Source organism: Mesorhizobium sp. M7A.F.Ca.US.005.03.1.1 (assembly GCF_003997975.1).
Classification (GTDB): Bacteria; Pseudomonadota; Alphaproteobacteria; order Rhizobiales; family Rhizobiaceae; genus Mesorhizobium; species Mesorhizobium ciceri.
In genome coordinates this window covers 15,733-36,226 of sequence record NZ_RZRO01000014.1, presented here as the reverse complement: position 1 = coordinate 36,226, position 20,494 = coordinate 15,733, and the positions used below count along the sequence as shown (strand labels likewise).

The window sequence follows — 20,494 nt, the reverse complement described above, 5'->3', positions numbered from 1 at the left end:
CCAACGGCCTTGCTGACAGATTCTCCGCGCCAGTCGCGTTAGAACCTGCTCGGTTGCGTCTTCCCGGCCGCATTCGGCCCAGAAATAGTCATCGATGAAACGTGACAAACAGCGGGCTGCCGGCAGCGGACGTTGCATTTCTTCCCCTAAGTAAGGTAAAACCTGCCTGGGTATTGGGGAGATAGCGTATGCGTTACAATTGGGAGCGAGCTCCGACGAGCTTCGAACGTCATAGAAAAGCGCTGGCGACAGCCATTTTGATCGCTGGCGGCATTGGCCTCATGCTTGTGGCCCTGCCGATCTAGAAACAACCTTGAGACAGAGCGGCTGCCGGCGCTTGGGCGTGACCTCTCAGCGTGGCTGCCCGGTCACTGCGAGGAAGCGGCGATCGCGCCCCTCGAAACCCTGGCTGAAACGCTGCACCAGCACGACAATTACCGCCGGCTTGCCGGCCGGGGTAAGTTCGTAGGATTCCGACAGGCTGTAGGAGGTCGGGCAGTTTCTTGAGCCCGGCACGGTCTTGTCCTCGTGCAGGATCTTGAACGGCTTGCCGTCCTGGCCTTGCAGCGTCAGCCGGAAGCCGAGTGCCTTGCCAGATGTGTCGCGCTGCTCCGTCGTTGCGAAACTCGCCGAACAATCGCTCGTGCTGGCTGCCAGGATCTCGTCGAGCTGGATGGTCGAAACGCCCGTTTCGCCATGGAGCGGCGACAGCCATTTCTGCGACACCTGTTCGAGGCGGGAGATGTCGTTGTAGGCAACCATTTCACCCGGAAAGGTGAATTTGTCGGACGCTGTCTGCTCGGCTGGGGATGTGATTGCATAATGGGCGAGAATGGGCGCCGCCTGAGCGGCGGCCTGCGCCCTCGCCTGCTCCAGCGTCAGTGTCGCCTCCTCCGTCTCATCGACGACGAGGATCGGCTTACCGCCAACGAACCGATCCGTACGGGTATCGATGATGTCGATCTCAGACCAGCCGGAGTCCGAGGCGCCGGCGTCGAGCGTTCCATATTGCTCGAAGGCGAAATAAGCGCCATCCGGCGAAAAGCCGATGATGTGCCGTGCCGCGGCATCGCCGGCTTCAGCGGTTCCGGTGGACATAGCAAGTACGGCGCCCATGACCGACGATAGCGAAAAGCGCCCGATGATCCGAACAGCAGCAGACATCACCACCCCAGTCCCGTCTCGCAGTTCATAGCTGCTTGCCCCCAAGCGCCAGGTCGATGCCGTCGTCACAATGGCGTGGATTTGCGGCCAAGGGTAGAGCGCGCTATCTGGAAGGAAGAAAAACATTTCCCGGGGAGGTATGGATGGCTTCACGCTATCACGAGGTCTATGAAGGCTGGAAACGCGATCCGGAACAATTCTGGGCGGATGCGGCCGGCGCCATCGACTGGTATTCGCCCTGGGACAAGGTGTTCGACGCCAATGCCGGTGTCTATGGCCGCTGGTTCACCGGCGCCACCTGCAACACCTGCTACAATGCCATCGACCGCCACGTCGCCGGCGGCCGCGCCGACCAGATCGCGCTGATCCATGACAGTGCGATTGCCGGAACCGTGAAAAAGTTCACTTATGCCGAGCTGAAGCGCGAGGTCGTCGCGCTGACTTCGGTGCTGAAGAACCGCAGCATCGGCAAGGGTGACCGCGTCATCATCTACATGCCGATGGTGGCCGAGGCGGCCATCGCCATGCTCGCCTGCGCCCGCATCGGCGCGGTGCATTCGGTGGTCTTCGGCGGCTTCGCCTCGCATGAGCTTGCCACCCGCATCGACGATGCCAGGCCGAAGCTGATCATTTCGGCATCCTGTGGCCTGGAGCCAGGCCGCGTCGTTGCCTACAAGCCGTTGCTCGACAAGGCGATCGAGATCTCCCGCCACAAGCCGGACGCCTGCCTGATCCTGCAGCGCGACCAGTTGCGCTGCGAGTTGAAGGAGCATTTCGACATCGACTACGCCGATGCCGTCGCCCGCGAACGGGCAGCGGGCGCCAATGTCGATTGCGTGCCGGTGCTTGCCACCGATCCGCTCTACATCATCTACACATCGGGCACGACCGGTCAGCCCAAGGGCATCGTGCGCGACAATGGCGGCCATATGGTCGCGCTGAAATGGACGATGGAAAACGAGTTCGGCGTCAAGCCGGGCGAGGTGTTCTGGGCGGCATCCGATGTCGGCTGGGTGGTCGGCCATTCCTACATCGTCTACGGACCGCTGCTGCATGGCTGCACCAGCATCCTGTTCGAGGGCAAGCCTGTCGGCACGCCCGATGCCGGCACCTACTGGCGGGTGATAGCGGAGCATGGCGTGGTCGCGCTGTTCACCGCGCCGACCGCATTCCGCGCCATCAAGGGGCAGGACCCGAAGGGCGAGTTCATTGCCAAACACGACCTCTCGAAGTTCCGCACGCTGTTTCTTGCCGGCGAGCGCGCCGACCCGGAAACCATCAAATGGGCGGAGCAGAAGCTGAATGTGCCTGTGGTCGACCATTGGTGGCAGACAGAGACCGGCTCGCCGATGACGATCAATCCCGCCGGCCTTGGCCTGCTGCCGGTGAAATACGGCTCGCCCGGTGTGCCGATGCCCGGCTACGACATCCGCGTTCTCGACGATGCTGGCCATGAGGTGCAGCGCGGCACGCTGGGCAATGTGGTGATCAAACTGCCGCTGCCGGCCGGCTGCCTGCCAACGCTGTGGAATGCCGATCAACGGTTCCGCCAGGCCTATCTCGACGAGTTCCCCGGCTTCTACAAGACGGCGGATGCCGGCATGGTCGACGAGGACGGCTATCTCTACGTCATGGCCCGCACCGACGACATCATCAATGTCGCCGGCCACCGCCTGTCGACCGGCGCCATGGAAGAGGTGCTTTCGGCCCATCCCGATGTCGCCGAATGCGCGGTCATCGGCATTGCCGACGCCATGAAGGGCCAGGTTCCGCTGGGCTTCGTGGTGCTGAATGCGGGTGTGACCCGCGATATCGGCTCCATCGAGAACGAGGTGGTCGGCCTGGTGCGCGAACGCATCGGCCCGGTCGCCGCCTTCAAGACGGTGGTGACGATCAAGCGCTTGCCCAAGACGCGTTCGGGCAAGATCCTGCGCGGCACCATGCAGAAGATCGCCGACAAGGAGGAATGGGCCATGCCGGCAACCATCGACGATCCGGTCATCCTCGACGAGATCACTGCGGCGCTGAAGGAGCGCGGAATCGGACTTTGAGCCACTGAAGGGTGGGCCGCGGACGACCTTTTCGATCGGCAAGCAATACTTTTATTGTGCGACGCAGCAATGCACCCTAAAGTCGTTCGCGGGGGGCCATCGACAAAGGTCGCATGGCTCAGCAGAAGATTACATTTGGCGGCGTCGACATCCTGCGCTTTCTCGCCGCCGTCATGGTCATGGTCTACCACTATGGCTTCTGGGTGTGGGCGTATCCTGACGGTGTTTCGGCGCGCGCCACGGGCGGCGTTCCCCCGCAGCCGGCAATAGGCGCCTGGGTCGAATCCGGCTGGGTCGGCGTCCAGATCTTCTTCGTCATCAGCGGCTTCGTCATCGCCTTCAGCGCCGAAAGGTCGACACCCCTGCGGTTTTTCGAAGCCAGGGTGAAACGGCTGGCGCCGGCCGTGTGGATCTGTGCGCCGGTCACTGCGGCGGTGCTTTTGATCGTCGGCCTCAGCTGGCCGACCGATGCCGTCGTCAGGCTCGTCCGCACCGGCCTGTTCGCCCCTTACGCGCCATGGGTGGACAGCGTCTACTGGACGCTCGGCATCGAGATCGCCTTCTATGCCGTCGTCTGGACCTTGCTGCGGCTCGGCCGCTTCCATCTAATGGAAATTGTGGCCCTCGCCATCGGCCTGGTCAGCGCGCTGTTCTGGTGCCTCTACTACCCGCTCGACTGGGCCGACCTTGCCGAAACACGCACGCTCGACCTGCTTCTGGTGCATCACGGCGTGTTCTTCGCCACCGGCGTCATGCTGTGGCTGATGCGCTTCAAGGCGGTGACAGCCGCCCGCCTAGCCTTCTGCGCCCTGTTCCTGGCCGGTGGCGTGCTGCAGATCGCCAGTTCGGTCGACGTTCATATCCTGAAGGTCGGGCGTGATATGCCCTTCGCCCCGCCGATCCTCATCTTCCTCATAGGCATCGCGCTGATGGCGTGGTCGCTGCGGCTCGACCTCTCCTGGAGCGGCTGGCGCCGGATCGGGCTGATGACCTATCCGCTCTACCTGCTGCACGATGTCGTCGGCGCGGCCCTGCTCGGCATCCTGGTCCGCGCCGGTCTGCCGCATCTGTTCTCGATGGCGGTCGTCGGCGCGACGATGATCGCGGCAAGCTGGCTAGTGGCGACCGAGGCCGAACCACGCATCCGGCTGCTGCTCGACCATACCGTTTTCCGTTATCGGCTCAAGGCAGCCTGACGACGGTCCGGCAGACCGGCCCGGCCGCCGACCTAAAGCATGTCGCGCCTGAGCGGATTCAGGCCCACTCCAGGCCTTTGTTCCACGGATCGCTCTCCCAAAACGGAGCTCACTTCCGAGCGACATGCATTGGCGGTGCCGACCCGGCGCAGCTACATTTTCCACGATTGCGGAATTCTTCGTTTCGGGCATGATAACAGGCACTTATGCCTTCGGCATGAGAGCTTGCCTCGAGACGCCCGGCACGTGACCCTGTTCCAGCGAAAACCCCGCATCGCGGCGCGTCCGCGCCTCGATATCGACATGCAGGACGCTGTCGTCTATGCGATCGGCGACGTGCATGGCTGCTACAAGGAACTCCGCGCGCTGGAGCAGAAGATCCTGCTCGATTCGCTGCGCTTCCAGAGCCGCAAGATCATCGTCATGCTTGGCGACTACATCGACCGGGGGTTTCAGTCGGCGCGGGTGCTCGATCATCTCCTGGCGCCGCCGCCGAAAGGATTTCAGCGCATTTGCCTTGCGGGCAACCACGAAGTGGCAATGCTGAACTATCTCGACGGAAATCTGTCCCGCGAACCCTGGCTGGCGACGGGCGGCCTGCAAACCCTGTTTTCCTATGGCATCGATCCGGCGCGCCTCACCAGCCTCTACGGGAGCAGCGCGCAGATCGACCGGCGCATAAGGGAGATCATTCCGGACGATCACGTCAGCTTCCTGCGCGGGCTGCCGATCATGGTCCGTTCGCGGAAGTTCGTGTTTGTCCACGCCGGCATCAGGCCCGGCGTCGACCTTGCGGCGCAAACCGACCATGACCTGATCAACATCCGTTCGGACTTCTTCGAGGCAACGCACCTGCTCGACCGCTGGGTGGTGCACGGGCATACGCCGGTGGATGTCCCGAAGCTCGAAGGGCGCCGGCTCGGCATCGACACGGCCGCCTTCCAGAGCGGACGCCTGACCGCCGTCAGGATCGCCGACAAGCAAGGCAGGCTGATCTTCTCCTGACGCGCAACGATATTCAGGTGTGCTGGCCTGAAGATCGATACACTTCAGAGTGGACCCACTCGACGTCAGACCGGCGCCTTGCCGCGCACTTCCGACTTTTCCAGATAGTAGCTCGAATATTTATCGAAGAATTTTTCCGAGCCGCCGAACGATCCGTATTTGGCCAGTTTCTTCAAATCGACCTTGTTCAGCACCGCGCCGACGATCTTGTTGGCGACATAGGGTTCGGATTCCAGCATCGACCTGACCATCGCGCGCGGGGTGCGCCCCCACTCGGTGACCAGTACAAAACCGTCGACCAATGGCGCGAAGGCCTTGGCGTCGACCACCGGTCCGAGCGGCGGCAGATCGACGACGATGTATTCGAACGTCTCCTTGGCGTTCTCGATGAAGCGCCGCATGCCGGCCGAGGAGAGAAGTTCGCTGGTATGCGAGAAGTGACCGCGCAGCACCGCCGGGATGATCGCCAGCTTCGTCTGCCTGTCGATCTTGCCGACGGACTGCCAGGTCTGGCCGCCGACCACCGCTTCCATCAAGCCCTGCTCGGTTTCCATGCCAAGGCCTCGGCTGAGGCCGGGATTGCGCAAGTCGCCGTCGATCAGCAGCGTCTTGGAGCCATTGGCGGCAAGCAAGCTGGCGAGATTTGCCGCGACCGTCGACTTGCCCTCGCCGGGAAGCACCGAGATGATGCCGATGACGCGGCTGCCTTGCCCTTCCATCACGACGTCGAAGGCGATCTTGGCGCTGCGCAGCGTTTCGGAGAACATCGAGGCTGGAGAATCGATGCTGACCCGCATGCGCGCCCGCTTTTCGGCTGAAGACAGCGATTGGGTGGTCTTGGCGTCCACCTGGGTCTCGCCCGGCTTTTCTTCCTTGCCGAGCTTGCCGCCGATCGTCGGCAGGTAGCCGAGGAATTTCAGGTTGACGCGGTCGCGCACGTCCTCGCCGGTCCTGAAGAAGCGTTCGTTAAACTCGTTCAGGCCACCAAAGCCGGCGCCCATCAGCAGGCCAAGCACCAGCGAAAGTCCGAGCACGACGATGGTGCGCGGGCTTGAGGCCGTCATCGGCATCGACGCGTCGGAGATGATGCGGATCTTGCCGACCGGGAAGGACTGCTGCTGCGCGGCTTCCTCGTAACGACCCAGGAATGTCTGATAGAGCGTGGTGAGCGCCGTCGCCTGCTGATCGAGTTCACGCAGCTTGACTTGCGTCTGGTTGTCGACGGAACTCTTGCCTTGCGCGGCCGCGACGTTGGCCCTGAGCGCGGTCTCGCGTGCCTGCGCCACCTCATATTCGTTGCGATAGCTTTCGGTCAGCTGCTTCAGCTCGCCGAAAATCTGCGTCGATATGTCGGCCTTCTCCTTGGAGAGAGCCACCGCCTGCGGGTGCTCGGGGCCGAAATTCGCCTCGACGTCCTGCAGCCGCTTGGCCACCGTGAGGTAGCGGGTCTTGAGCGCCGATATGACCGAGCTGCTTGGCTGGTCGCTCGATATGGCGGCATCCTTGAAAGCGTTTTCGGAGCCGCTGTCGACGATGGCCTTGTACTGCTGGTAGCGGGCGCTGGCGCGTGCGGTGTCGGCCTGCGCCACGATAAGCTGGGCGTTGAGGTCGGAAAGCTGCTTGTCGCTCATCAGCTGGCCATCGCTGTTGGCCGCCAGCCCATGTTCAGCCCTGAATTTCTCAACCGCGAGCGAAGCTGCCTGCGAGCTCTGGCGCAGCTCCGTCAACCGGCCCTGCAGCCAGACCGCAGCCCGCTCGGTGGCATCGAAGCTGGCATCGAGCTGATCGGCGAGATAGGCATCGGCATAGGCCTTGGTGATGGCGTTTGCCAAGGCCGGATCCGTCGCCTGATAGCCGAGCGCGATGACGTAGCTTCGGCCGACGCGTTCCGCCCGGATCTCGTTCTGCAGCTTGAGGATCGCGTAGTCGCGGCGCGACGTGGCGATCAGCGCATCGCGGGCGGCCGGGTCGAGCTTGCTGAAGTCAGCGCCACCCGGCATGGAAGAGCTGGGGCGGACATACTGGATCAGGCTGCGGATGAGGCCTATGCCTTGGGCAAGCGCCGACTGGGGCGGATTCATGAACGTGTCGTTCTGGTCGAGCTTCAGCTTGTCGACGACCACGGCGGCAAGCCGCGTCGAGGTCAGGATCTCGATCTGGCTCAGGATGGCGGAATCGGTCTGCATGGTTGTCGACGTCGCCGAAATGTCGTCGACGATCTTGTTCAAGCCCTCGTCGATCAGCACGCTGGCGATCGACTGATATTTGGGCGGCGTTGTCTGCAAATAGAGCAGGCCCAGGAAGAGACCGATGACGGCACACACGGCAACCACCTTGGCCTGCCGTGCGGCCATGCCAAGCAGCCGCTCGATATCGATGAAGTCTTCGCCGTCTCCTGCGTCCGAATTCGGCAATGGCATCCTCTTGTCGAGAGGAAAGTTGGCATAATTCATCTTCGGTCCAATTCTAGAGCCGGTCCTATTCCGATTGATCGCAATTGGCTCTATCTTACTGTTTCAACATGATCTTTTCCGGAAACCGGGACCCACTTTCAGGGATCATGCCTTGGCTTGCAGGCGCCTCGAAGATCGGGAGCATCGCCAGAGCAATGCAAGCGTCGTGCCAGACGGAGAGAACCTGCCGGCCCCTCTTCGCCGGCCATCTGACGATACTCCCGAAAGATGGGCATTATGCGGCTTCTTCCTGGCGTTCATGCGACCGGACGAACTCCTGAAGCATCTCGAAAACCGGACCCTTCATGTCGTCGCGCGCCAGCGCGAAGGCGATGTTGGCCTGGATGAACCCTTCCTTGGAACCACAGTCGAACATGCGGCCGAGGAAAGGCTGGGCGAAGAACGGCTGATCCTTCGACAGACGAACCATGGCATCCGTCAGTTGAATCTCGTTGCCGGCGCCGCGCTGCTGATTGCCCAGGAGCGCGAAAATCTCCGGCTGCAGGATGTAGCGGCCGTTGATGTAGAAATTCGAAGGCGCATTGGCCGGCGCCGGCTTCTCGACCATGGCCGTCACCTCGAAACCGCCGCCGATCTCGGCGCCACGGCCAACGATGCCATATTTGTTGGTCTCGCTGGGTTCGCAACGCTCGACGGCGATTACGTTGCCGCCCGTGCGCTCATAAAGCTCGACGGTTTCGGCGAGGCATCCGCGACCGCCGAAGGACACCATGTCCGGCAGCAGCAAGGCGAAGGGCTCGTTGCCGATAACCTCGCGCGCGCACCAGACGGCATGGCCGAGGCCTTGCGGGGATTGCTGGCGGATGAAGCTGGTGGCGCCGGCCACAGGCAGCATGCTTTCGAGCGCCTCCAGCTGGGTCTTCTTGCCGGTCTGCTCCAGGGTGCCGATCAATTCCGGATGCAGGTCGAAATAGTCCTCGATCACCGCCTTGTTGCGACCGGTCACGAAGACGATGTGCTCGATGCCCGCCTCGAAGGCCTCGTCCACCGCATATTGGACGACAGGCCTGTCGACGACGGGAAGCATTTCCTTCGGCATCGACTTGGTCGCCGGCAGGAACCGCGTTCCAAGCCCCGCCACCGGTATCACGGCCTTCCTGATTTTCTTCATCGCAAATTCCTTCTGAGGAGATCGACTTCAATCCGTTCACAGGCCACGAAAATTCCCTCCATGTGCCTGCATCTTCACCTCCCCGCCCCGACGGCAAATTGTGCCGCCATTCTTCGCAACCGCACGGCGATCGGCATGCCCATATGCCTGACCGCCGCCGGGTCGCTGAGCGCAGTCCGGATCGCCTTGAGCGGGGACCGCGCCTTGATGTGCTGTACCAGTGACAGAAACGATGCCGCCTTGCGCAGGCTGCGGCCACGCCGCGCGAACGCGGCCTGCGCGGCCTCATCCATCCGATGGGTTTGAGCGAACACGGCATCCGCCCTGCGCATGGCTTCGACGTGGTGAAGCTCGAGCACGCGCGAAATGGAGACGCTGCGAATATGGTAGGCATAGCCGATATCAGGCTCGACGACGCATTTTCCGCCGTTGGCCAGGGCGGCGGCAAAGAGGATGTAGTCTTCGCCGATCCTCAGCTTCTCGTCATAGCGAAGCCGGTTTTCGTTCAGGAACTCGCGCTGGAAGATCGGCTTGAGGTAGCCGAGGTTGAACTTGGATTCGAAGACGACGTTGCCGGCGATGTAGGTGGCCAGCGAAATCTCGCGCAAGCCTTCCAGATATTGCCGCGGAAACATCGCGTCCTCGATAACGCCGTCCTCGCGAACGACCTGCAGATTGTCGACGGCGATCTGGGCATCCGCGCTTTCGGCACGCGCGATCATCCTGGCGAGCCGGCCGGGAAAGACCGCGTCGTCGGAATCGAGAACCGCGATCCATCTGCCGCGGGCGGCATCGAGGCCGGCATTCCTGGCGCCGCCCGGGCCGCGATTGCTTGGCAGGGCGATGACACGGACGATATCCCCGGGATAGGCCCGCGCAACATCGAGCGTCGCATCGCGCGACTTGTCGTCGACGACGATGATTTCGACGCTGACACCCTTCTGGGCGATGGCGCTGGCGATCGCCCGATCAAGGGTCGTCTCGGCATTGTAGGCGGCAATAACGAAGGAAACATCGGGGATAGAGCTGACGTCAGGCTGCACGCTTGCCTCCCTGCTGTGGCGACGGCTGGCCATAGAGGCGGATTTCGCGGATGCCGACGAGGCCGCTGACGACACCAAGATGCATAATGCCGCGCAGCACGCTGCGGTTCCTGCGTACCGGACTGACGACGACCGGAAGTGCCGAGGCGAAGCAATAGATGGCCTTTGCCGAGGCCAGGCCGACCTGCTTGGCCAGACCGATTCCGCTGGCGCTGCTGCCCAGGAGATGGCCATGCGTCTGGCCGACGCGGAAGCGGCGGCGGCCGAGCCAATCGAATGCCGCCCTGGAGCGCGGCACCACCTCCTCGACCCATGCCTCGGGCGAGAAGGCGATGCGGCCGCCTGCCTTGTGCATCTGGTCGAAGAATTCGGTGTCCTCGCCGCCGGTCTGGCCACGCGCCAGGCTGAAGCGGCGGCCGCGCAGGCTGTCCGAGCCCATCCGCAGCAGAACGTTGCAGGTGTAGCCGGTCTGGATCTCGCCGCGCACCCAGACGGGCAAGGTCGAATGGAAATCGCCGCGCCGCATCCAGTCCGGCGCGTCCGGGCGATAGCGCGCCCTGACCGGGCCGAGCACGGCGGCGGCACCGCTTTGCTGCGCCATCGCGACCAGTTCGGCAAGCCATGGCGTCGTGGCCGTCTCGTCGTCATCGATGAAGGCGACGAAATCCGCGGTGCTCGCATCGAGGCAGGCGTTGCGGGCGATCGAGATGTTGCGCGCCGGGGCGTGCTGATAGTGGATCGGCACCGTCAATTCCCGCGACAGCGCCGCCACCAGGTCACGGGCCGATGGGGTGTCGTCATTGTCGGCGACGACGATGCGGACATCGAATCCCACCGGCATCTCCATGGCGTCGAGCGAGCGCAGCGTGTCGGCCAGTTCCGGCCGGCGGAACGTGCAGACGCCGATGTCGATGCTGCGGTCCTTTGCCGACACCGCCATCAGGCCACTCCTCGTCGCGAGCCGAGGCCGAGAAGCTGCAGCCAGAAGCCGACCGACCAGCCAAGATGCATGACCATGGCCGAGACACCGGCCAGCGCAACGTCGGCCTTGCGCTGGCGGATAGCCGCCACTAGCCCGTAGCCCAGGCAAACCGACGCCCACAGCAGCAGCGGCATCGCCGCCAGCCAGTGCACGAAGGAGAAGGCCGCCAGCAGCACCACCGGGAACACCAGCAGCGGCACCATCTGCCTCACCTTCGGGATGACGCGATGCTTCAGTACATTCTTGGCACGCCCGCGACCGTAGCCGAGATACTGGAAATAGAGGCCTGAGAGCGAGGCACGCGGGTAGTAGACCATCTGCGTCTTGCCGCTCATCCAGATCTTGTAGCCGGCCTTGCGCAGGCGATAATCGAGCTCGGCGTCCTCGTTGTGGCTGAACGTTTCGTCATAGCCGCCGACGGCACCGAACGCCGATATCCGCATCAGTGCATGATGGCCGTGATCGATCCACTGTCCCTGCGAAAGATGCCTATGCTTCGAGCCGCCGGTGCCGAGCTTGGAGTTCTGCGCCGCGGCCGCCGCTTTCTGCACGGCACCGCTGCCGCTGGTCAGCATCGAAACGACAACCGAATCCGCTGATGTAGCCAGGGCTTCCTCGACCAGCCGGTCGCAATAATCGTCGGGATAACCGCCATGCGCATCGATGCGGATGAGATAGTCGGCACCATCGCCGAAAGTACCGACGGCGAGATTGATCGCCGCGCTCTGGATACGCCGCTTGTTGTGGAGCAGGATAACCCGCGGGTCCCTGGCAATGACGTCGTCTACGATGGAAAGCGTGCCGTCGGTGCTGCCGCCGTCGGCGACGATGATCCGGGCGCCAAGCCGGGCGGCCGCGGGCCGCAATTGATCGAGCAGCGCACCGATATGGGCGGCTTCGTTCAGGCATGGGATGACGATCAGGCTGGATGAGGGTTTTTCCGTCTGCATCATCAACCTCTGTCCATCTTGCCCCTGTCCATTCCCGGCCATCCTAAGCCAATGCCTCGGCGGCAAACGAACCGGGCACGGCCGTCAGGCTGCGCAGCCGCTCGACAAGCGCACGGCAATCGCTGCGATCGTAGCTCCAGGTTCTCGGGTTGCGCGCCAGAACACGCCCCTTCAGCCTGGCGAAGCGATGCTCCTCCATCTTGCCTAGCGCGGCTTCGAGCGCTTCGGGCGACGCCTGCGGCAACAGCACGCCGATATCCTGCTGCTTGAGGAACCGCCCGGTCTCGGTATTGCCCATCGAGATCGGCACCGCGCCGAAACGACAACCCTCATAGAGCCGGTTGGGCAGAAGCCATTCGGAGTTCTGCCCCGCTTCGAAGAAATCGATCGCCCAGGAAAAATGGACATCGTTGTAGATCGCCGCCATGTCTTCCGGATTGCGGTAGGGCCCGAGAAACGACAGCCATGGCTCGGCCTCGACAAAGCCGTGAAAGTCAGGGAATTCCGACAAAGCCGGACGGCCGCGCAGCACGATCTCGAAGCGGCCCTCCGTGCGGCGGGAGAAATCAGCCAGCAGCTCGAGCGAGCGGCGGCAGCGCAGCGCGCCGAACCAGCCGATCCGCCATGGCGGGCCGACCGGGCTCAATTCAGCCTCCGGAGCGCCGGGCACAATCGTCGCGGCCTCGAAATATTTGTTTTCGACCAGCTCAATGGGTGCCGCGACCTGGCCGAACGGCTTGAAATAATTGGCGATGAAGGCAGGCGAACTGGTCACCAGCAGCTTCACATCCCTGGCCAGAAATCGTTCGGTGGCACGCAGCGCCTTGCCCAGGACATCGTTGCGCAGCACAAGCCGATGAATGTCGAGGCACTCGTATACGATCGGAACCGATGCACCGAAGGCTGACCTGGCGCGGCGGGCAAGCGCCAGCATTTCCAGGTTGCGCGCGACGATGACATCCGGCTTTGGCATGCCGCCCAGCTTCGAGCCTATCGAAACGGCTGCTTTGGCTACGGCCGCGAGGCGTTGGCCGAATCGCCCGTCACGCGTCCCGCCGAGGTCGATCGGGCGCAGTCCCTCGATATCCGCAATCGGATTCGCGGTGCGACGGAATCCGGCCAAGGTGACCTGGGCCCCACCTGCCCTGAGCATCGTGATCCGCCGGCGCACCGCCGGGTCGGAAACGTCGTGCACTAGGTACAAGACATGCAGCATAAAAACTCGACCGCTGTTGGCCCACCCGAGGGAATGCTAGTACAGCTCTTGCTGCATCGCAACATTTTTGCTGCACCAATCGACGTTTTCTGTTGCACTGCAAAATTATTGCCGTAGTTTGTGGTCGGCGGCGGTCGTGGATTTTCGGGCTCGAAAATCCACGTAAAAAATCAGGAATCCTGAATTTGGAAGCCAATGCATTCGATCCGCCAGAAGGCTCCTTGCGCAAATCGGTTGGGCGCGGCGCGGTCGTCACGGCCATGGCGCAATCGGTGCGGGTCGCGACACAGATTCTGTCGGTTATCGTCCTGTCCCGGTTGTTGTCGCCACAGGATTTCGGTGTCGTGGCGATGTGCGCGCCGGTGCTTGCCTTTATCGCACTGTTCCAGGATTTCGGCCTGACCCAGGCAACGATCCAGAAATCAGGCATCCGGCATGAGGAGGTGAACTACCTCTTCTGGATCAATGTCGCCGTCAGCGCGATCCTGGCTTGCGTGCTTGCGGGTGCGGCGCCGCTGGTTGCTGCCTTCTATGGCGAGCCGCGCGTGACAGGTCTGGTGGCTGCGTTCGGGCTGCAGATCATGGCCTATGGGCTTGGCGCCCAGCATCTGGCGCTCTTGACGCGCCGTATGCAGTTCGGCCGGCTGGCCGTCATCGACGTCGCCAGCGCCATCGCCGGGCTTGCCGTGTCGATCGCCTGGACCTTCATCGATCGCTCCTATTGGGCCCTGTTTGCCGGCACGCTGACCGGTGCCGTGCTGCCGACGCTCTGCTACTGGGCGAGTTCGCGCTGGCGTCCGGGCCTGCCGCGCAAGGTCGCCGGCATCGGCGAGCTGATCAATTTCGGCGCCGGCATCACCGGCTTCAACTTCGCCAATTTCTTTGCCCGCAACCTCGACAACGTGCTGATCGGCAAATATTGGGGCGAGGCGCAGCTCGGCCTCTATGACCGCGCCTACAAGCTGCTTCTGTTTCCGCTGAGCCAGATCACCAATCCCTTGTCGAAGGTGATGGTTCCAGCACTTTCCAGGCTGAAGGACGAGCCGGATCGCTACCGCAGCGCCTATCTGCGCGTCATGCCGCTGATCCTGCTGGTGGCGCTTCCCGGTGTCGCCTTCGCCACCGCGATGTCGGATGTGCTGATCCCCTTCGTGCTCGGCGAGCAATGGCGCGCAAGCGCCTCGATTTTCCTGGCGCTCGGCTTTGCCGGGCTGCTGCAGCCGCTCAACAATCCGGCGGGGTGGCTTTTCGTCAGCCAGGGCCGCTCCGGCGATTTCATGCGCTGGGGCATCATAACGGCCGTAACGTCGGTGCTGGCTTTCATGCTCGGCCTGCCCTATGGCGCGCTGGGCGTGGCGATCGCCTATGCGATCAGCGAATATCTGCGGACGCCTTTCCTATGGCTCTATGTCGGCAAGAGCGGACCGCTGCAGGCGCATCATGTGCTGCGCGCGGCAACGCCGTTCGTGCTTGGCGCCCATCTGGCGCTGGCCGCGATCTGGTTCGTCAAGCCAGCGCTGCCGCAGCAGCATGTCGTCGCCCTGGCCAGCAGCGCCGTGTTCGCCTACCTCATCACGATCATCATCGCACTGGCATTCGCCTCCGGCCGCGAAGCCTTGCGCGAGGCGCTCAAGATGCTGCCGGCAAGGCTGCCTGCGGCAGCGCCGCGCGAAGCGCAATAATTTGGGCGTCTTCGACTGCTACGGACATCTCCTCCAGGACCAGGTCTGAACCATGCACTACCGATCGATCTCCGATATGAACGACGCCATCGTCAGGGGCCTGCACCGGCTGCCGCGCGACATCGACCTGGTCGTCGGTGTGCCGAGAAGCGGCGTTTTGGCAGCGACGCTGGTCAGCCTTGCGGCGAACATTCCGATGACCGATCTCGACAGCTTCCTGGCTGGGCGAATCTACACATCAGGCGTCACCAAGCGCCGGGCCGCTCTCGACCGCAAGGTTTCCGAGATGCGCAAGGTGCTGGTGATCGACGACAGCGTCGCCGGCGGCAATGCCATGCGCGACGCACGCGCCCGCATCCAGGCTGCGGGCATCGAGGCGGACTTCACCTTTGCCGCCGTGTTCGGCCTTGAGCCCCTGCACCAGGAAACCGACCTCGTCTTCGAGGTCGTGCCGCATCCGCGCATGTTCCAGTGGAACTTCATGCATCACAAATTCCTGGCGCAATGCTGCGTCGACATTGACGGCGTGCTGTGCCTCGACCCGACAGAGGCGGAAAACGACGACGGCCCGGCCTATGAGAAATTCCTCAGCGAAGCGCGGCCGCTCCATGTCGCGACCCACAGGATCGGCTGGCTGGTCACCAGCCGGCTGGAGAAATACCGCGCGCTCACCGAGGCATGGCTCGCCAAGCATGAAATCAAATACGACCAGCTGATCATGCTCGATCTGCCGAGCAAGGCGGAACGGCAACGACTCGGCGCGCATGGCAGTTTCAAGGCCGATTTCTACCGCAAGTCCGATGCCATCCTGTTCATCGAGAGCGAGCACGAACAGGCGCTGAAGATCACCGAACTGTCAGGCAAGCCGGTGCTGTGCGTCGAAACGCATATGGTCAGCTTCCCCGACGCGCTGTCGCTGCCGGCACTTGGCCAGGCGGCCCGCAACCTGCCGGCAAGGCTGCGGCAGATCAAGTCGCAAGAGGGCCGCAAGAGCGCCGCCAAGACCATTGCCCGCGCACTGCTTGGCGCCCGCGGCTACGAGACGCTGAAAAGCCGGGTCAAGCGTCCAGCCTGACCTGCTCAGGCGGCGTCGTCAGGCCGCCTGTCGCGCGCGCTGCTGCATGGCCCTGTCCAGTATCGAGAAGAAGGTGATGAACTGGCGATCGGGATCGAGTTCCGGGCGCCCGGCGAAGCTGCGAGCGAGACTGGAAAGCCGGTCATATTCCTGGTTGTCGCTCCACAGCCGCCTGACGGCCGCGACCCAATCGGCCAGCGGAGCATCGTAATCCAGCACCACGCCACCGGAGCCGACAGCCTCGGGCAGACCGCCGCGCCGCGAACCGATAACGGGGATTCCGCTGCAATGGGCCTCCGAAGCGACGCGGCCCCACGCCTCTTCCCACTTGCTGGGAGCAAGCAGGATCTTCGTGCGGCCATAGACCGTCTTCATGTCGCTGGTGCGGCTCTCCAGGACGACATTGCCCAAGGGAGCGATCGTCTGTTCGATCCGCGCCCGGTGATCGTCGTCGAGCTTCCAGCTTTCGACGAACAGGAATGGAATTTCGCGGCAGGCGCCGGCAATCCGCACCGCGAGCTCAAATCCCTTTTCCTCATAGGGGTTGATCAGCGTGACGAACTGGCCCGTCGTCGGCGTCGAGTAATGCGCCGGGTTGATGGTTGGCGGGATCACTGCTGCCTCGATGCCGAATTCTTTTTTGTAGGTTCGCGCGGTGAAATCCGAATTGGCAATGTAGAGCGCCGAATGCAATTCGCGCAGATCGCCGCCCAGTTCATGGAACTCGACATTGCGGAGATAAACGACCAGAGGCACGCCCTCCGCCTGCAGCGCCTTGCCGATCGGAACCGATTTGTGACACTGGACCACGGCGACATCGGGCTTCAGCCTGTCGACGGCATAACCCGCCGCTTCCCAGGGAAACCAGGCCCGCACCACCGGATAGCCGGGATAGCTGTCGACAACCGCCGGCTGCCGCAACAGCTTCATCTTGGCGCGCGCCTTGAAGCCGAAGACACCGTCACCGAACAGGGCGGCGAGCACAGCGGCTTCATGACCGTGCTCGATCAACTGTTCGGCCAGATGATGCGTGCTCGACTGAACGCCGCCACTGAACTCGGGCGGGTAGCCGTTGCCGCCTGCAAAGAGAACTTTCATGATCGGGCTCCTTGTCGCATCTCGTATTCCTTGCTCGGAGACAACAGGCAAAGGCCGCCGCCTCGCTTTCGACGTCAGGCAAGTTTCGGCGGCTCCAGATTGGCGAAGGGATTGGTACAGGATTGCCAGCCGGTAAACCGGATCGGGTCGTTGGGCGAACTGCGCCAGGCGTAGTCCGTCAGCATATGGAATTCGGCGACGACCCAGCGGTCGAAATGCAGCAGATCTTCCCGCTTCCGCCGGGGCAGCAAGCGACGCGCGGCGCCCAGTTTGAGCTCCTCCACCAGGGTGACGGCGTCACTCAGTTTTTCGCTTGGGAAGTTCCATGGATTCCTGTCGCGGAACGCCAGCACGAACTGCTGCAGATGCTCGATGCGGATGTTCAACTTGCCAAGGTATTTTTCCAGCGTGACGCGCACCAGATCCTCGTCCGAGAAGGAGGAAACGGTGGCGTAGGCGACCCCCGTCGAAACCACTCCGCCAGCCAAGACGGCCAGGGCCGAGCGTCTGGAAATCTCGATCATGCGATACCTCCTTTCACGCGATCCGGCTCGCCGCCCGCAAGGACAGCGCTGCCGCGGTCAGGCTCGGGTTGGCGCAGGAGCAGCTCGGATAGGTGCTGGTGCCGACGACGACCAGGTTTCTGAGCTGATGGTGGATCATGCCGCTGTCGACCACAGAATCGGCCGGGCCGGTGCCCATCCTCAGCGTGCCCTGGACGTGCGATTCGGTCGGCCGAATGCCGCGGTCGAAGAGCTTTTCGACCGGCAGCGGCGCCAGAAGGTCAGGCAATTTCTCCAGAGCGCGCGCCATGCCCTTCACCGCGTAGTCCGATGGCGCCTTGAAGCTGACGAAGGCATTGTCATCCGCGTCAAGCGTGACGTAGTTCTCGGGGTCGAGCAGGTTCTCGGTGACCACGACCAACGGCAGCGCCTGGCGTAGCCGCCCCTTTTCGGCACGCATTCCGTGCTGCCAGCGGTTCTCGAAATAGACCAGTGCCGCCGCATGCTCCGATCGGTGAGGACCATCATAGAGGCCGAAATTCAGGCCGGTTGTGATGGTGCTGCCGTCGAAATTGTCGACACCGTCGAGATAGACCTCGAAATTCCAGCCGTAGGATTCATGCAGGCCGCTGCCGACAAATTCGCCGCCCAGGCCGGATCGCAGCATGATCGCCGCACTCTGGATGGCATTGGCGCCGAGAATGAAGAGATCGCCGCTGACCTGGTATTCCTTGCCGTCATGGCTGAACGTGACCGAACGGACAGCACCGCCGACGTGATCGAGCCGGCGCACTTCCGCACCGAGGCAGACCGAGATGTCGGGATGCTCGAAGACGTGCATCAACCCGTTGTTGACGGTGAATTTGGCGTCGACCGGGCACAGCCAGCAACGCAGATTGGCACAGCACGAGCTGCGCTGCGCGGTCGGCACGCGAGCCCGCGCGGTTGGCATGACGAAGTGCTGGTCGGGCTGCGCCGCCTTCATCATCCTGTCCGGTGTCGACATGCGATGCGGCGGTTGCGGAAACGGCTTCGAGCGGGGCAGCATCGCCGCCATGTCGGGGTCGCCGGAGATCGACATGATGTCTTCCGCGTCGCAGTAGAACGGCTCGACGTCGTCATAACTGATCGGCCAGTCATTACCGATGCCGTAGGTGCTTTTCAGCCGGAAATCATTGGGATGAAATCTTGGCGTCTGCGCGAACCAGCAATTCGTCCCGCCACCCAGTCCGATCGTGTAGTTCCACGGCTTGTCGGAATTGGTCTTGTAGGTCGTCTCGTCTTCGATGTCGGTGTTGACGTTCTGTTCGAGCTGCCATTCATGGGTGTTGTGGCGTCCCCACTCCAGCACCAGAATGCGCGCCTTTCGGCGCCTGGCGAACTCATGCAGGAAGAAGGCCGAACCGAAGCCGGAACCGATCGCGACGAGATCGAAATGATCCTTGGTGATTTGCTCCGGCTTTACGTCCAGCACCATCAGCTACAACTCCACACAGAAATACGCGCTCAGCCCCAGCGTCCGCAGGCCGTGTGCGGACCAGTCTTGCATCCGTCTGCCAGGGCCCGGTCTCATGCCGCCATTCTGCCGATCGAGTGATATTCGATGCCATGGCGGGCGATGACCTTGGGGTCATAGAGGTTGCGGCCGTCGAAGATGACCGGCGTGGTCAGCGCGTCCTTCACCGCGTCGAAGGACGGCGCGCGAAAGCTCTTCCATTCTGTGGCGATCAGCAGCGCATCGGCGCCGCGCAGCGCCGCCTCCTTGGTGCCGCACAGAAGCAGGTCGTCGCGCAGCCCGTAGATGGCCTGGCATTCCTGCATCGCCTCGGGATCATAGGCCTGCACATTGGCGCCGGCCTTCCAGAGCGCCTCCATCAGGACGCGCGCCGGCGCCTCACGCATGTCGTCGGTGTTGGGCTTGAAGGCCAGACCCCAGAGCGCAAAGGTCCTGCCTTTGAGGTTGCCCTTGAAATAGCGGTCCACCTTGTCGAAGAGAACCGATTTCTGTGCGTTGTTGCGCTCCTCAACGGCGCGCAGCAGCTTGGCGTCGAACTTGACGCCTTCGGCGGTCTTGATCAGCGCCCGCACATCCTTCGGGAAGCACGAGCCGCCATAGCCGAGGCCCGGATAGATGAAATGGTAGCCGATGCGCGGATCGCTGCCGATGCCCTTGCGGACCTCCTCGATGTCGGCGCCGAGTTGTTCGGCCAGATTGGCCATCTCGTTCATGAAGCTGATCTTGGTCGCCAGCATGCAGTTGGCGGCATATTTGGTGAATTCTGCGCTGCGCACGTCCATCACGATCATCTTCTCGTGGTTGCGATTGAACGGCGCGTAGAGTTCGCGCATCACAGCCTCGGTGTCCTCGCTGTCGGTGCCGACGATGATGCGGTCCGGCTTCATGCAGTCGGCGACCGCGGACCCTTCCTTGAGGAATTCCGGATTTGAAGCGACATCGAAAGCCAGGTCCTCGCGGCCTCTTTTCTTCAGCGTGTCGGCGATCCTGGCCTTCACCTTTTCGCAGGTGCCGACCGGCACCGTCGACTTGCCGACGACGATCTTGGGTTTGTCCATTTCGCGGCCGATGGTCTCGGCGACTGCCAGCACATATTTGAGGTCGGCCGAGCCGTCCTCGCCCGGCGGCGTGCCGACCGCGATCATCTGGATCTCGCCGTGCCTGACAGCGGCGGCGGCATCCGTTGTGAACTTGATGCGGCCGGCGGCATGGTTCTCCTTAACGAGGTTTTCCAAACCGGGTTCGAAAATGGGAACCAGGCCCTGGTTGAGCCGCTCGACCTTGGCGGCGTCGATGTCGACGCACACCACCTGGTGCCCGACTTCGGCAAGCACCGCCGCCTGCACGAGGCCGACATAGCCAATTCCAAACACCGTCAAATTCATTCGGTTTCATTCCCATGCAAGGCAGCGGACCGTTTTCGGCCCC

Annotated in this window: 16 protein-coding genes; 5 read left to right on the top strand and 11 right to left on the bottom strand. The window is 62.9% G+C overall.

Annotated elements, in window-relative coordinates; genetic code table 11:
• Positions 1-351 precede the first annotated feature (351 nt).
• Positions 352-1,164 carry a DUF2259 domain-containing protein gene (locus tag EN990_RS09155; RefSeq protein WP_164753479.1) on the bottom strand — a complete coding sequence of 271 codons (813 nt, stop codon included), beginning with the start codon at positions 1,162-1,164 and terminating at the stop codon, positions 352-354.
• 143 nt (positions 1,165-1,307) lie between these two features.
• Here EN990_RS09155 and EN990_RS09150 point away from each other — a divergent pair, with 143 nt between their 5' ends.
• From EN990_RS09150 to EN990_RS09140, 3 genes are all read left to right on the top strand, one after another.
• Entirely contained in the window at positions 1,308-3,215 is a 1,908-nt protein-coding gene (locus tag EN990_RS09150) for a propionyl-CoA synthetase (protein WP_127368594.1), read from the top strand.
• A gap of 113 nt (positions 3,216-3,328) precedes the next feature.
• Positions 3,329-4,411, top strand: a complete 1,083-nt coding sequence (locus EN990_RS09145) for an acyltransferase (RefSeq protein WP_024501824.1) — start codon at positions 3,329-3,331, stop codon at positions 4,409-4,411.
• A gap of 246 nt (positions 4,412-4,657) precedes the next feature.
• Positions 4,658-5,416 carry a metallophosphoesterase family protein gene (locus EN990_RS09140; protein ID WP_013528097.1) on the top strand — a complete coding sequence of 253 codons (759 nt, stop codon included), beginning with the start codon at positions 4,658-4,660 and terminating at the stop codon, positions 5,414-5,416.
• Between the two features lie 65 nt (positions 5,417-5,481).
• Here EN990_RS09140 and EN990_RS09135 read toward each other — a convergent pair whose 3' ends face one another.
• The 6 genes from EN990_RS09135 to EN990_RS09110 all read right to left on the bottom strand — a co-directional run bounded on the left by EN990_RS09135 (position 5,482) and on the right by EN990_RS09110 (position 13,192).
• Positions 5,482-7,869, bottom strand: a complete 2,388-nt coding sequence (locus tag EN990_RS09135; protein ID WP_127388287.1) for a polysaccharide biosynthesis tyrosine autokinase — start codon at positions 7,867-7,869, stop codon at positions 5,482-5,484.
• 235 nt (positions 7,870-8,104) lie between these two features.
• On the bottom strand, positions 8,105-9,001 hold the full coding sequence (locus tag EN990_RS09130) for a UTP--glucose-1-phosphate uridylyltransferase (protein ID WP_013528099.1): 897 nt from the start codon (positions 8,999-9,001) through the stop codon (positions 8,105-8,107).
• Between the two features lie 74 nt (positions 9,002-9,075).
• Positions 9,076-10,044, bottom strand: coding sequence for a glycosyltransferase family 2 protein (locus EN990_RS09125; RefSeq protein WP_027164271.1), 969 nt, complete (start codon positions 10,042-10,044; stop codon positions 9,076-9,078).
• Entirely contained in the window at positions 10,034-10,984 is a 951-nt protein-coding gene (locus EN990_RS09120; protein WP_127369355.1) for a glycosyltransferase family 2 protein, read from the bottom strand. The genes EN990_RS09125 and EN990_RS09120 overlap by 11 nt, the downstream gene beginning before the upstream one ends.
• Positions 10,984-11,976 (bottom strand): glycosyltransferase family 2 protein, encoded by a 993-nt coding sequence (locus tag EN990_RS09115; protein WP_063173531.1) that lies wholly within the window; start codon positions 11,974-11,976, stop codon positions 10,984-10,986. Before EN990_RS09115 ends, EN990_RS09120 begins: the two co-directional genes overlap by 1 nt.
• Positions 11,977-12,019: 43 nt before the next feature.
• Entirely contained in the window at positions 12,020-13,192 is a 1,173-nt protein-coding gene (locus tag EN990_RS09110; protein WP_127369356.1) for a glycosyltransferase, read from the bottom strand.
• Between the two features lie 185 nt (positions 13,193-13,377).
• On the opposite strand from EN990_RS09110, the gene EN990_RS09105 reads away from it, so the two are divergent.
• On the top strand, positions 13,378-14,874 hold the full coding sequence (locus tag EN990_RS09105) for a lipopolysaccharide biosynthesis protein (protein WP_013528104.1): 1,497 nt from the start codon (positions 13,378-13,380) through the stop codon (positions 14,872-14,874).
• A 52-nt stretch (positions 14,875-14,926) separates the two neighbouring features.
• A complete protein-coding gene (locus EN990_RS09100) occupies positions 14,927-15,949 on the top strand; it encodes a phosphoribosyltransferase family protein (protein WP_013528105.1) in 1,023 nt (340 codons plus the stop codon).
• 18 nt (positions 15,950-15,967) lie between these two features.
• On the opposite strand, the gene EN990_RS09095 is transcribed toward EN990_RS09100, so the two are convergent.
• The 4 genes from EN990_RS09095 to EN990_RS09080 all read right to left on the bottom strand — a co-directional run bounded on the left by EN990_RS09095 (position 15,968) and on the right by EN990_RS09080 (position 20,451).
• Positions 15,968-17,047: a glycosyltransferase gene (locus EN990_RS09095; protein ID WP_064992952.1), complete on the bottom strand. Its 1,080-nt coding sequence runs from the start codon at positions 17,045-17,047 to the stop codon at positions 15,968-15,970.
• A gap of 74 nt (positions 17,048-17,121) precedes the next feature.
• Positions 17,122-17,571: a hypothetical protein gene (locus EN990_RS09090; protein ID WP_013528107.1), complete on the bottom strand. Its 450-nt coding sequence runs from the start codon at positions 17,569-17,571 to the stop codon at positions 17,122-17,124.
• Between the two features lie 13 nt (positions 17,572-17,584).
• A complete protein-coding gene (locus EN990_RS09085; RefSeq protein ID WP_063169883.1) occupies positions 17,585-19,027 on the bottom strand; it encodes a GMC family oxidoreductase in 1,443 nt (480 codons plus the stop codon).
• Positions 19,028-19,119: 92 nt separating this feature from the next.
• Positions 19,120-20,451 carry a UDP-glucose/GDP-mannose dehydrogenase family protein gene (locus EN990_RS09080; protein ID WP_013528109.1) on the bottom strand — a complete coding sequence of 444 codons (1,332 nt, stop codon included), beginning with the start codon at positions 20,449-20,451 and terminating at the stop codon, positions 19,120-19,122.
• Positions 20,452-20,494 lie beyond the last annotated feature (43 nt).